We start from the raw sequence: 11,922 nt of genomic DNA, 5'->3' as shown, positions 1-11,922 counted from the left end.
GCAGCCGGACGCAGCCTTCGGCAGCTGCTACAGATTGCGTTGTGGCTTGACTGATCGGCATTATGGCCTGGGTGTTCAATCGCTTCAGGCCCTTCGCCGTTTCTGCACTGAGGACATGACCATGGCCGATCCACTGGACAAAGCCACATCCAAGGCTCCCGCCACACTGGGCGAGGGCTGCCTGAGCCGCTACGACCCGGATGACATGGGGCCTGAAACGGGTACCGAGTTTCCGGATGCCGCGCAGTTGTGGGAACAGTTGCAGCAGGCGCCCGACGACAAACCTAAGCCTGCCTGAGTTTCATCAGCTTCTTCAGCAGCGGCCGGCCCAGCATCAGCAAGAACACCGGGCCACCGACCAGCAAGTAGAAGTAATACGTCACCGCCCGCCAAATCAGAATCGCCGCTGCCGCCGTGGACTTTCCGACCATGGGCGCCAGCAGCGCGGCGGACGTCAGCTCAGCCGCCCCGGCTCCACCGGGCAAAAGGCTGAATTGTCCGGCGCTCAGTGCAAGCATCTGGATCAGAAAACACCAGGCCCACTGCAAATCCGCGCCAAGCCCGCGCAACGCCAGGTACAGCACGCTGTAGCGCAGGGCCCAATGCACACAGGTCAGGGCGAACACCTTGAGCAAGGTCTGCACGGGTAACCTCAGGGTGTCGGTAAACGCCGCCAGAAACTGCAGGAGCTTGCGCGCCCAGCGCATTCGCGTGGCCGCTTTGACATTGAGTCGGGCGAGCCAGCGGCCGCTCAAGCGAATCAATAAACGGTGATACCGGGCTACTATGACGCAACTGATCAGGCCGCCGAACAGCGAGACGGCGCTGACCATCAGCAACCATTCCATGCGCTGGCTGAGGTGCTGGAACAGTGCGTAAATCAGTATCCCGCTCAGGGCACAGAGGAAAAACAGCAAGTCGCTCAATTGGTCCATGGCAAACACTGCGCTGCCCCTGGCCGGGCGCACGCCGTGACGCGCCAGCAAGGCCATGATCGTCAGAGGTCCGCCACTGCCGCCGGGGGTGGCGCAGTAGGCAAATTCGGCGGCCATCACCACGCCGAGGCTCCTGAGCCGGCTGACCCGGTCGCATTGATCCCCCAGCAACAGGCGCAAACGCAAGGTGTTCACTGCCCAGCACAGCAGGATCATGCTGAACATGATCAGCAACCACGGCAGCGGAAAACCGGTCAGCCGAGACCAGGTCTCGCTGCCACCCAGCAGTGCCGGAATCAGCAGCGCCGCGAGCAGGCCAACGAGCAACAGCAGTGCGCGACTCACGCGGCACGACCCATGTGGTCGTCTTGCAGTGCCAGCCAGTGGGCCTTGGTCATCGGAACTCGTCCGTTGCCGAGCAGGCGTTCGAGGGTTTGTAGCCAGTATCTGCGCGAAAACTCATGGCGCATGTCCTCCGGGTGCAGGCCCAGGCGAATCACCGGGGCGTGCTGCCAGCGTTGTTCACGGCGGTTGCTGACGAGCTTCGATACACCCCGGCGCCAGGCACTGCGCGCGCTCCATACCAGTCCCGGCGCCTCGATCGCGGTGAAATCCGGCAAGCGGTATAAATGCTGCGAGTCGCTGGTGTAGCTCAGCGGCAATTGGCGCAATGCCTGGCGAGTGCCCGGGCTCATCAGCCAGGCCGGGGCGACGAACCCTTCCAGCGGCCAGTCATGACGGTGGAACATCTCGATGCCCGAACGCAGGCGGGCGAGGGCGTCTTCTCGCGACAAACGGTAAAACTCGCCTTCGTGGGTATAGACCCGACGCATGAACCAGTCTCGGGGATTACCGGTCATCGGCCCGTCGTCGCAGTGGAAGTAACCGTGCAGTGCCAGTTCGTCACCCCGGGCGACCCGTGCAGAGAGCTGGCGGCGAAATTGCGGATGGGCGGCCAGGTCGTTGTGTCGATGGAAGTCCGGCACCACCAACCAGGTGATCGGCACGCCACCCAAGGCGTCGACGGCTTGTACAAAAGGCTGGTAATCGGCCCAGGTTGGCGGTGCCACGTCGTGCAGTACCAGTAACAAGCCGGGTTTGTTCATGAACTCAACCATTGGCCGTCAGCGGCCATTGGCTGCCGAGCACGGCGTGGTAGTGGCGCAGCAAGCTGTTGACCACCGTGTCCCAGGCATAGTGCCGTTCGACATGTAATCGAGCGTGTTTGCCCAGCCCTGCGCTGCCCGAGCCAAACAGTTCTCGAACGGCGCTGGCCATCGCGGCGGGGTTGTTCGGTGCGCAGAGCACACCGCAGTCATCGTTGACGATTTCCTCGAAGGCCCCGGCCGCCACGGCCACCACCGGAATGCCGCTGGCCATGGCTTCGAGTAACACCAGACCGAAAGTTTCCTGATCACCGGCGTGCAACAGTGCATCGGCACTGGCCATCAGGCGGGCAACGTGTGCGGCCGGGCAGAACTGGTCGATCACTGTCACGTTGGGCGGCACGGCCGTGGGCATCGACGAGCCAACCAGCAACAGGTGATAGCGGCAGCCCAGGCGATTCATGCAGTCGAGCAGCACCGGCAGGTTCTTTTCCTTGGAACCGCGTCCGGCGAAGATCAAGAGGTGGGTGTTTTCGTCCAGGCCTAACTCGGCTCGCAGCCCGGGGTCTCTGGCATCGGGATTGAAGGTTTGCAGGTCGACGCCGAGTGGTTGCACAAACACATTCCTGACCCCAAGCCCGGTGAGCTTGTCAGCCATGACCCGACTGGGCGCCAGGACCCGGTCGAAGTTGCCGTAGAGCTTGCTGACATAGGCCTCGACGTTGTTGGTCACCCAATTGCCCATGCGGTTGCGGACCAATAGCGGCAGGTCCGAATGATAGAAACCGATGACCGGTACATCGAGTTGGCGCCGTGCATCCAGCGCTGCCCATGCGGTGAGATAGGGGTCGCCGACTTCGATCAGATCGGGTTGCAAGTCTTGCAGGACATTGCGCCAGGGCGCGAGACGCAGAGGAAAGCGATAACCTTTGCCAAAGGGCAGGGCGGGTGCCGGAACCGTGTAGATGCCATCCTGCTCGCTAAAAGAAGACCCGGGAATCAGCAAGCTGTGGCGAATGCCCGGTTTGATCCCCAAACGACGGTGTTTGGCATCCAGGTAAGTGCGCACGCCACCGCTGGCAGGGGCGTAGAACATGGTGATGTCAGCGATATGCACGATGAGCAATCCTCCGGTCCCGGTACTCCCTAGGTTGACCTATATGAAGGATAGATGTTCGGTCGGGGTTGTGCGGGTGGGGGTGTCAGCGAGCATATGTATCGTTTGACAAGCCGCCTTCGCGGGCAAGCCCGCTCCCACATTTGATCTTCAGTGGACACAAACTTTGTGTACGACCGAGATCCACTGTGGGAGCGGGCTTGCTCGCGAAGGGGCCGGTGAGTGCGCCTCAGATCCTGAAGCTACCCACCAACTGCTTCAACCGCGCCGCCTGCTGCTCAAGGTCCGAGCACGCACGCAACGTCGATTGCAGGTTTTCCACACCTTCCTGGTTCAGCGTGTTGATCTCGGTGATGTCGACGTTGATCGACTCCACCACAGCAGTCTGTTCTTCGGTTGCAGTGGCCACCGACTGGTTCATGCCGTCGATTTCACCGATTCGCAGCGTCACGCTGTTCAGGCGTTCGCCCGCAAGATTGGCGATTTCCACGCTGTCCTGGCTGTGGCGCTGGCTGTCGCTCATGGTGCTGACCGATTCCCGGGCGCCGACTTGCAGCTCCTCGATCATGGTTTGCACCTGTTGCGCCGATTCCTGCGTGCGGTGGGCCAGGTTACGCACCTCGTCCGCCACCACGGCAAAACCGCGACCGGCCTCTCCGGCGCGGGCGGCTTCAATCGCGGCGTTGAGCGCCAGCAGGTTGGTTTGCTGGGAAATGCTGGTGATCACTTCGAGAATCTGCCCGATGTTCACGGTTTTGCTGTTCAGCGATTCGATATTGGAACTCGATGCGCTCAGCATGCTCGACAATTGATTCATCGCTGCGATGCTGCGATCTACCACTTGCTGGCCGTCTTCGGCCAGGCCGCGGGCATCGCTGGCCTGGCTCGAGGCCTGTGCCGCATTGCGGGCGATTTCCTGGGCGGCGGCGCCGAGCTGATTGATCGCCGCGGCGACGCTGCTGGTGCGCGAGGCTTGCTGGTCGGAGTTGAACATCGACGAGTTGGAAGCGGCTACTACGCGCAACGCCACTTCGTTGACTTGTCCGGTCGCCGAGGACACTTCGCGGATCGAGCCGTGAATGCGCTCCACGAAGCGGTTGAACGCGGTGCCGAGGGTGCCGAATTCGTCGTTGTTCTGAATGGTCAGGCGCTTGGTCAGGTCGCCTTCGCCGTCGGCGATGTCAGCCATGGCGCGGGTCATGACGTGCAAAGGCTGGATCAGGAGGCGAATCAACATGCCGAGCAGGGCGATGATGATGGCCACGGCAATGATCGTCGCAATCACCGCAGAGGTGCGGAATTCGCTGAGCATTGAGTAGGCTTTTTCTTTGTCGACTGACAGACCGATATACCAGTTGACCGACGACAAGCCTTTGATCGGGGTGAAGGTCACGATGCGGGTTTTGCCGTCGACCTGGATTTCGCTCAGTGCGCTGCTGATGGCCGGCGTGTCTTGCGGGTAGACATCCTTGAGCGTCTTCATCGCCAGCGCTTTGTCGGGATGTACCAGGATCTTGCCATCGGAACTGACCAGGAAGGCATAACCCTTGCCGTCGAAGTCCAGCGTGCCAAGGCTGTCGGCGATCACCTGCAAACTCAGGTCGCCACCGACCACGCCGATGTTCTGGCCGTCCTTGATAACGCTGTCGACAATAGAAATCACCAGCTGGCCGGAAGCCAGATCGATGTAAGGCTCGGTTAAAGCCGAACCGCTGCTGCCTTGCGCGCTCTTGTACCAAGGGCGAGCGCGCGGGTCATAGCCATCGGGCATCTTGCTGTCCGGGCGAATGATGAAAGAGCCATCCTTGCTGCCGAGGTAGGCGCCCATGAAGGTCGAGGTCACGGCTTTTTGTACAAGCAGCCTGGAAACGTTGTCTGCCTCGGGATTGAGCGCGACAGTTTGTGACAGGTTTTCAATCAGCAGGCTGCGCCCGTTCAACCAGGTCTGGATATTGTTGGCGGTCACACCGCCCATTTCCTGCAGATAATTTTCCAGGTCTTCGCGAATGGCGTTGCGCTGCAAATAGTCGTTGTACAGCGTGAATGAGGCGAAGGCGGCAATAACAATGAGGGCGGCGGCAAGCAGGATTTTATGGCTGAAACGCAGATTTTTGTTCATGGCTTGGGGTTCCGCTAAGGTCTTAATGTCCTGCGCGTGCTTTTATAAAGGGACGCACAACGGGCAAGGTTGAAAGCAAGTGAATTTTCCGACTCTCCTTAGGGAAATTTCCGACCAGATCGTGTCTGACTGCTTTGTCGTTATCTCTATCGGCCGTGCAGGACTAAAGATTAATCATGGGTGACCAAATGCCTGACTCATTGCAACTCGTTATCGGTGCCGATCTCAAAGGGCAGTCGATTGCCCAGGCCATGCGCCTGGCGAACCGCCACGGTTTGATCGCGGGCGCGACCGGCACCGGCAAAACCGTCACTTTGCAGCGAATGGCCGAAGCCTTCAGCGATGCCGGCGTGGCGGTGTTCGCCGCCGATATCAAGGGTGACCTGTGCGGTCTCGGCGCCGCGGGCAACCCCCAGGGCAAGATCGCCGAGCGGATTGCCGGGATGCCCTGGCTCAACCACAAGCCTCAGGCCTATCCGGTGACGTTGTGGGACGTACACGGTCAGTCCGGTCATCCATTACGCACGACCTTGAGTGAAATGGGGCCGTTGCTGCTGGGCAGCCTGCTGGAATTGACCGACAGTCAGCAGTCGGCGCTGTACGCCGCATTCAAGGTGGCAGACCGCGAAGGTTTGTTGTTGCTCGATCTGAAGGATCTGAAGGCGTTGCTCAATCACCTGCGGGACAACCCCCTGTTGCTGGGCGACGATGCGGCATTGATGACCACCGGTTCCAGCCAGGCATTGCTGCGGCGTCTGGCGACGCTGGAGCAACAGGGCGCCGAGGCCCTGTTCGGCGAGCCGGCGCTGCAACTCGAAGATATCCTCCAGCCCACTGCCGATGGCCGCGGGCGCATTCATTTGCTGGATGCCAGTCGTCTGGTGCATGAAGCGCCGAAGGTCTACGCGACGTTCCTGCTGTGGCTGCTGGCCGAGCTGTTCGAGCAACTGCCGGAGCGCGGCGATGCCGACAAGCCGTTGCTGGCGTTGTTCTTCGACGAGGCCCACTTGTTGTTCAACGGTACGCCCCAGGCATTGCGTGACCGTCTGGAGCAAGTCGTGAGGCTGATTCGTTCGAAAGGTGTGGGCGTGTATTTCGTCACGCAGTCGCCGGGTGACTTGCCGGATGATGTGCTGGCGCAGTTGGGTTTGCGCATCCAGCATGGCTTGCGTGCGTTCACCGCCAAAGAACAGAAGTCCCTGCGCGCAGTGGCCGAAGGCTTCCGGCCGAATCCGGCGTTCGATACGTTGTCGGTATTGACCGAGCTCGGGATCGGTGAGGCGCTGGTCGGCACCTTGCAGGAAAAAGGCACGCCGGAAATGGTCCAGCGGGTTCTGGTGGCGCCGCCACAATCGCGGATCGGGCCGTTGACCGAAACCGAGCGTAAGGTGTTGATCGCAGGCTCACCGTTCAAAGGGCGTTATGACCAGCCGATCGATCGTGAATCAGCCTATGAAGTGCTGATGGGACGCAAGGGACTGGCACCTGAGCCCGAGGCGGAGCAGGGCAAGCAGGAACCGAGTTTCACCGAACAGGCGGGAGAGTTCCTCGGTACAGCGGCAGGGAAGGCGCTGAAATCGGCGATGCAACAGGCGGCGAACCAGCTTGGCCGACAGTTGGTGCGCGGGTTGATGGGCTCATTACTGGGCGGCAGCAAACGCCGCTAGCTTGAGCGAACACAGTCAGTGTGGGAGCGGGCTTGCTCGCGAATAGGGCATGTCAGTCAACATTATGTTGTTTGACACACCGCATTCGCGAGCAAGCCCGCTCCCACATTGGTCCAGTGTCAGGATTTGGTCTTGGCGTGCGCCGCCAGTCGCTCCAGCGCTGCCCGCAGATTCGGATCGCTGATCCCGTCGGCCGTGGCCTGGATGGTCGCGGCCGCATCGTCCGACAGATCCATGGTGTGCCCGGTCGCGCCCCGCTGAACGGTAGGCGGCTGCACCTTGAACAGGATTCGCGTCAGGTTGGCAAACTCGTCGAACATTTGCAGTTGCCGTTGCAGGCGCTTCTGCTGGTAGCGCAGGCGGGTTGCCCAATGACCGTCGGTGACAATCAGCAACAAACTGCCTTCGCGCCAGGAAGCCACGTGGCAATGCTCGCGAGCGGCGGGTTGCAATTGGCTTTCGAGCAAACGTTGCAGATGGCCCAGGCGTTGAGCGTGGCCGAGAATGGCTTTCAGCGGCTTGGCTTCGCGTAGTAGAACGGCAGGTACTTTGGCCGTAAGTGGGCGAAATGCCATGATCAGACACCTGAAGTAACAGAGGCGCCATGGTAGCAGAAAGCACCGGATGCGCCCGCCCATTGCTTTTGTGGGCGCTTTACCCATTAAATCAACGACTAACTTCTGCCTTGAATGGCTTGAAGTTGAGCAAAACGCCCTTATTTTAAGTGAGCCCCGTCAAAGCGCTGTGCCAGCATCGTGGAATATCGCCACTTTCCTCTCCATCGTTTCCGGGTAGAATGCTCGTTCGCATGCGGCCATGAGGGCTGCACGGGCGACTCACGGGGCCGCCCTCCATCCCTTTAGTGTGGAAGATCCTGCCGATATGTTTGCGCCTTTGTTAAAGAAACTTTTTGGAAGCAAGAACGAGCGTGAAGTCAAGCGCATGCTCAAGACGGTGCAACTCGTCAATGCCTTCGAAGAGCAAATGGTGGCCCTTTCGGACGATCAATTGCGTGCCAAGACAAACGAGTTCAAGGCCCGCATCGCCAAAGGGGAATCCCTCGACAAACTGTTGCCAGAAGCCTTTGCGGTCGCCCGTGAAGCCGGCAAACGTGTCATGGGCATGCGCCACTTCGATGTCCAGCTGATCGGCGGCATGACCTTGCATGAAGGCATGATCGCGGAAATGCGTACCGGTGAAGGCAAGACCCTGGTGGCAACACTGGGCGTTTACCTCAACGCGCTGTCCGGCAACGGCGTGCACGTTGTGACGGTGAACGACTACCTGGCCCGCCGTGACGCCAACTGGATGCGTCCGCTGTATGAATTCCTCGGCATGACGGTCGGCGTGGTCACGCCGTTCCAGCCGCCGGAAGAGAAGCGCGCTGCCTACGCCGCCGACATCACCTACGGCACCAACAACGAATTCGGTTTCGACTACCTGCGCGACAACATGGCGTTCAGCATGGAAGAAAAATTCCAGCGCGAACTCAATTTTGCCGTGATCGACGAAGTCGACTCCATCCTCATCGACGAAGCCCGTACGCCGCTGATCATCTCCGGTCAGGCCGAGGACAGCTCCAAGCTGTACATCGAGATCAACAAACTGATCCCGCGGCTTGAATTGCATATCGAAGAAGTGGAAGGCGAAGTCACCAAGGCCGGCCATTACACCGTCGACGAGAAGACCCGTCAGGTCGAGCTCAACGAAGCAGGTCATCAATTCGTTGAAGAGTCGCTGACCTCTCTCGGTCTGCTGGCTGAAGGCGAGAGCCTGTACTCGGCGCATAACCTGAGCCTGCTGACTCACGTTTACGCCGGCCTGCGCGCGCACAAGCTGTTCCATCGCAACGTCGAATACATCGTGCAGGACGGTCAGGTCGTACTGGTCGACGAGCACACCGGTCGTACCATGCCGGGTCGCCGTTTGTCCGAAGGCCTGCACCAGGCCATCGAAGCCAAGGAAAACCTGAACATCCAGGCCGAAAGCCAGACCCTGGCATCGACCACGTTCCAGAACTACTTCCGTCTGTACAACAAACTGTCCGGCATGACCGGTACGGCCGACACCGAAGCGTTCGAGTTCCACCAGATCTATGGCCTGCAGGTGATGGTGATTCCACCGAACAAGCCGCTGGCCCGTAAAGACTATAACGACCTGGTGTTCCTGACCGCCGACGAGAAATACGCGGCAATCGTGGCCGACATCAAGGAAAGCATGGCCGCAGGTCGTCCGGTGCTGGTGGGTACTGCCACCATCGAAACCTCCGAGCACATGTCCGGCCTGCTCGTGAAGGAAGGCATCGAACACAAGGTTCTGAACGCCAAGTTCCACGAAAAGGAAGCCGAGATCATTGCCCAGGCCGGTCGCCCAGGCGCGCTGACCATCGCCACCAACATGGCCGGTCGTGGTACCGACATCCTGTTGGGCGGTAACTGGGAAGTGGAAGTGGCCTCGCTGGAAAACCCGACCCCTGAGCAGATTGCCCAGATCAAGGCCGACTGGCAGAAGCGTCACCAGCAAGTGCTCGAATCGGGCGGTTTGCAGGTGATTGCGTCCGAGCGTCACGAATCGCGCCGTATCGACAACCAGCTGCGTGGTCGTGCCGGTCGTCAGGGCGACGCCGGTTCCAGCCGTTTCTACCTGTCGCTGGAAGACAGCCTGATGCGCATCTTCGCCTCTGACCGGGTGAAGAATTTCATGAAGGCCCTGGGCATGCAGCCTGGCGAAGCGATCGAGCACCGCATGGTGACCAACGCCATCGAAAAGGCCCAGCGCAAGGTTGAAGGCCGTAACTTCGACATTCGCAAGCAACTGCTCGAGTTCGACGACGTCAACAACGAACAGCGTAAAGTGATCTATCACATGCGTAACACGTTGCTGGCCGCCGACAACATCGGTGAGACCATCGCCGACTTCCGTCAAGACGTGCTCAGCGCCACTGTCAGCGCACACATTCCTCCGCAATCGCTGCCTGAGCAGTGGGACGTGGCCGGTCTGGAAGCTGCGTTGCAGAGCGATTTCGGTGTGACGCTGCCGATCCAGCAGTGGCTCGACGAAGACGATCACCTGTACGAAGAAACCCTGCGCGAGAAGCTCATGAACGAGCTCGTCGCGGCGTACAACGAGAAAGAAGACCAGGCGGGCGCCGAAGCGCTGCGCACCTTCGAGAAACAAATCGTTCTGCGCGTACTGGACGACCTTTGGAAAGATCACCTGTCGACCATGGATCACCTGCGTCACGGTATCCACTTGCGTGGTTATGCCCAGAAGAACCCGAAGCAGGAATACAAGCGCGAGTCGTTCACCCTGTTCTCCGAATTGCTGGATTCGATCAAGCGCGACTCGATCCGTGTGCTGTCCCACGTTCAGGTTCGCCGCGAAGACCCGATCGAAGAAGAACAGCGCCTGCGTCAGGAAGCCGAGGCATTGGCCGCTCGCATGCAGTTCCTGCATGAAGAAGCCCCAGGCCTGGAGCATCCGGAAGTGTTGGGCGAAGAAGTCGATGTTGCCCTCGCTGCTGCACCGGTTCGCAACGAGCAGAAGCTGGGTCGTAACGAGCTGTGCTATTGCGGTTCGGGCAAGAAGTTCAAGCATTGCCACGGGCAGATCCAGTAAAACCCGTTTCAATCGCTGAAATACCCGCGCCGCGACCGGCTTCTGCCGTCGCGGCGTTTTACCATTCGAACCACCGTTTTTCCTGAAACGGTGCTGACATCATCTATAAAGGAGCGCATTCATGGCTGTTGGTCTTGGTCCTTTGCCAACGTTGCACCCGGTTGCCGGTTTTGAACTCGGTATCGCCTCGGCTGGCATCAAGCGCCCGGGGCGCAAGGATGTTGTGGTCATGCGCTGTGTTGAAGGCTCCACGGTTGCCGGCGTGTTCACCCTGAACGCCTTTTGCGCCGCACCGGTGATCCTTGCCAAGCAACGCGTACAAGGCCCTGTGCGTTACCTGCTGACCAACACCGGCAATGCCAACGCCGGCACGGGCGAACCTGGCCTGGCCGCCGCCGAGCGCACCTGCGCAAGGTTGGCGGAACTGACCGGTGTCGATGCCAGCCAGGTGCTGCCGTACTCCACCGGTGTGATTGGTGAGCCGCTGCCCGTCGAGAAAATCGAAGGCGCGCTGCAGGCGGCCCTCGATGATCTGTCGATCCACAACTGGGAAGCTGCCGCCACCGGCATCATGACCACCGATACGTTGCCCAAAGGTGCCAGCCGCCAGTTCCAGCACGACGGTGTAACCATCACCGTTACCGGCATCAGCAAAGGCGCCGGCATGATTCGCCCGAACATGGCGACCATGCTCGGCTACATCGCCACCGACGCCAAGGTTTCCCGCGACGTGTTGCAGAACCTGATGCTCGATGGCGCCAACAAGTCGTTCAACCGCATCACCATTGATGGTGATACGTCGACCAACGACTGCTGCATGCTGATCGCCACCGGTCAGGCTGCGCTGCCGGAAATCACCCGCGCCGAGGGCGAGTTGTTCGCCAAGTTGAAGCAAGCGGTGTTCGAAGTGTGCATGGACGTGGCCCAGGCCATCGTGCGCGACGGCGAAGGCGCGACCAAATTCGTGACCGTTGAAGTCAACGGCGGCGGTAATCACCAGGAGTGCCTGGACGTCGGTTACACCGTGGCTCACTCGCCACTGATCAAGACTGCCTTGTTTGCATCCGACCCGAACTGGGGCCGTATCCTGGCCGCTGTTGGCCGTGCCGGTGTGCCTAACCTGGACGTGAGCAAGATCGACGTGTTCCTCGGCGACGTGTGCATTGCCAGCCGTGGCGCGCGCGCGGCGACCTACACCGAAGCCCAGGGTGCGGCGGTTATGCAGCAGGAAGAAATCACCATCCGTATCGAGCTGGGTCGTGGCGATTGCAGCGAAACCATCTGGACCACGGACCTGTCCCACGAATACGTGAAGATCAACGCCGAGTACCGTACGTAAGACCGAGTCGCTCCATTCGCG

General features: G+C 60.2%; 9 protein-coding genes and 1 pseudogene. 4 read left to right on the top strand and 6 right to left on the bottom strand.

The features are described from left to right. Window positions 1–298, top strand: a 298-nt coding sequence (locus tag PMI28_RS31235; RefSeq protein ID WP_050548706.1) for a hypothetical protein, incomplete at its 5' end; no start/stop codon positions are given. On the opposite strand, the gene PMI28_RS05165 is transcribed toward PMI28_RS31235, so the two are convergent. The 5 genes and pseudogenes from PMI28_RS05165 to PMI28_RS31690 form a co-directional block, all read right to left on the bottom strand. Next, window positions 285–1,280 carry a lysylphosphatidylglycerol synthase transmembrane domain-containing protein gene (locus PMI28_RS05165; RefSeq protein WP_007990774.1) on the bottom strand — a complete coding sequence of 332 codons (996 nt, stop codon included), beginning with the start codon at window positions 1,278–1,280 and terminating at the stop codon, window positions 285–287. The genes PMI28_RS31235 and PMI28_RS05165 overlap by 14 nt on opposite strands. Further along, a complete protein-coding gene (locus PMI28_RS05170) occupies window positions 1,277–2,053 on the bottom strand; it encodes a DUF2334 domain-containing protein (protein ID WP_007990772.1) in 777 nt (258 codons plus the stop codon). The genes PMI28_RS05165 and PMI28_RS05170 overlap by 4 nt, the downstream gene beginning before the upstream one ends. Then, complete coding sequence (locus tag PMI28_RS05175) at window positions 2,046–3,158, bottom strand: glycosyltransferase family 4 protein (RefSeq protein WP_007990770.1); 1,113 nt, start codon at window positions 3,156–3,158, stop codon at window positions 2,046–2,048. Before PMI28_RS05175 ends, PMI28_RS05170 begins: the two co-directional genes overlap by 8 nt. A 229-nt stretch (window positions 3,159–3,387) precedes the next feature. Continuing rightward, the gene (locus PMI28_RS31695; protein ID WP_443200738.1) at window positions 3,388–4,152 is read right to left on the bottom strand and encodes a methyl-accepting chemotaxis protein; all 765 of its coding nucleotides are present in this window, start codon (window positions 4,150–4,152) and stop codon (window positions 3,388–3,390) included. A gap of 93 nt (window positions 4,153–4,245) precedes the next feature. After that, window positions 4,246–5,277 (bottom strand): annotated as a pseudogene (locus PMI28_RS31690) (HAMP domain-containing protein); the annotation flags it as partial. Between the two features lie 188 nt (window positions 5,278–5,465). Between PMI28_RS31690 and PMI28_RS05185 the strand changes: the two are divergent. Then, on the top strand, window positions 5,466–6,944 hold the full coding sequence (locus PMI28_RS05185) for a helicase HerA-like domain-containing protein (RefSeq protein WP_033063565.1): 1,479 nt from the start codon (window positions 5,466–5,468) through the stop codon (window positions 6,942–6,944). Between the two features lie 119 nt (window positions 6,945–7,063). Here the strand turns inward: PMI28_RS05185 and PMI28_RS05190 are convergent, their stop codons facing one another. After that, window positions 7,064–7,519, bottom strand: a complete 456-nt coding sequence (locus PMI28_RS05190; RefSeq protein ID WP_007990764.1) for a DUF721 domain-containing protein — start codon at window positions 7,517–7,519, stop codon at window positions 7,064–7,066. Window positions 7,520–7,826: 307 nt separating this feature from the next. Here PMI28_RS05190 and secA point away from each other — a divergent pair, with 307 nt between their 5' ends. After that, window positions 7,827–10,562, top strand: a complete 2,736-nt coding sequence (gene secA, locus PMI28_RS05195; RefSeq protein WP_033063562.1) for a preprotein translocase subunit SecA — start codon at window positions 7,827–7,829, stop codon at window positions 10,560–10,562. Between the two features lie 121 nt (window positions 10,563–10,683). After that, complete coding sequence (argJ, locus tag PMI28_RS05200) at window positions 10,684–11,901, top strand: bifunctional glutamate N-acetyltransferase/amino-acid acetyltransferase ArgJ (protein ID WP_007990760.1); 1,218 nt, start codon at window positions 10,684–10,686, stop codon at window positions 11,899–11,901. Window positions 11,902–11,922: the final 21 nt, after the last annotated feature.

Origin of the sequence: Pseudomonas sp. GM48 (assembly GCF_000282335.1) — a bacterium.
GTDB lineage: Bacteria > Pseudomonadota > Gammaproteobacteria > Pseudomonadales > Pseudomonadaceae > Aquipseudomonas.
The sequence above is the reverse complement of the archived record's forward strand: the minus strand, read 5'-3'. Positions and strand labels throughout refer to the sequence as shown.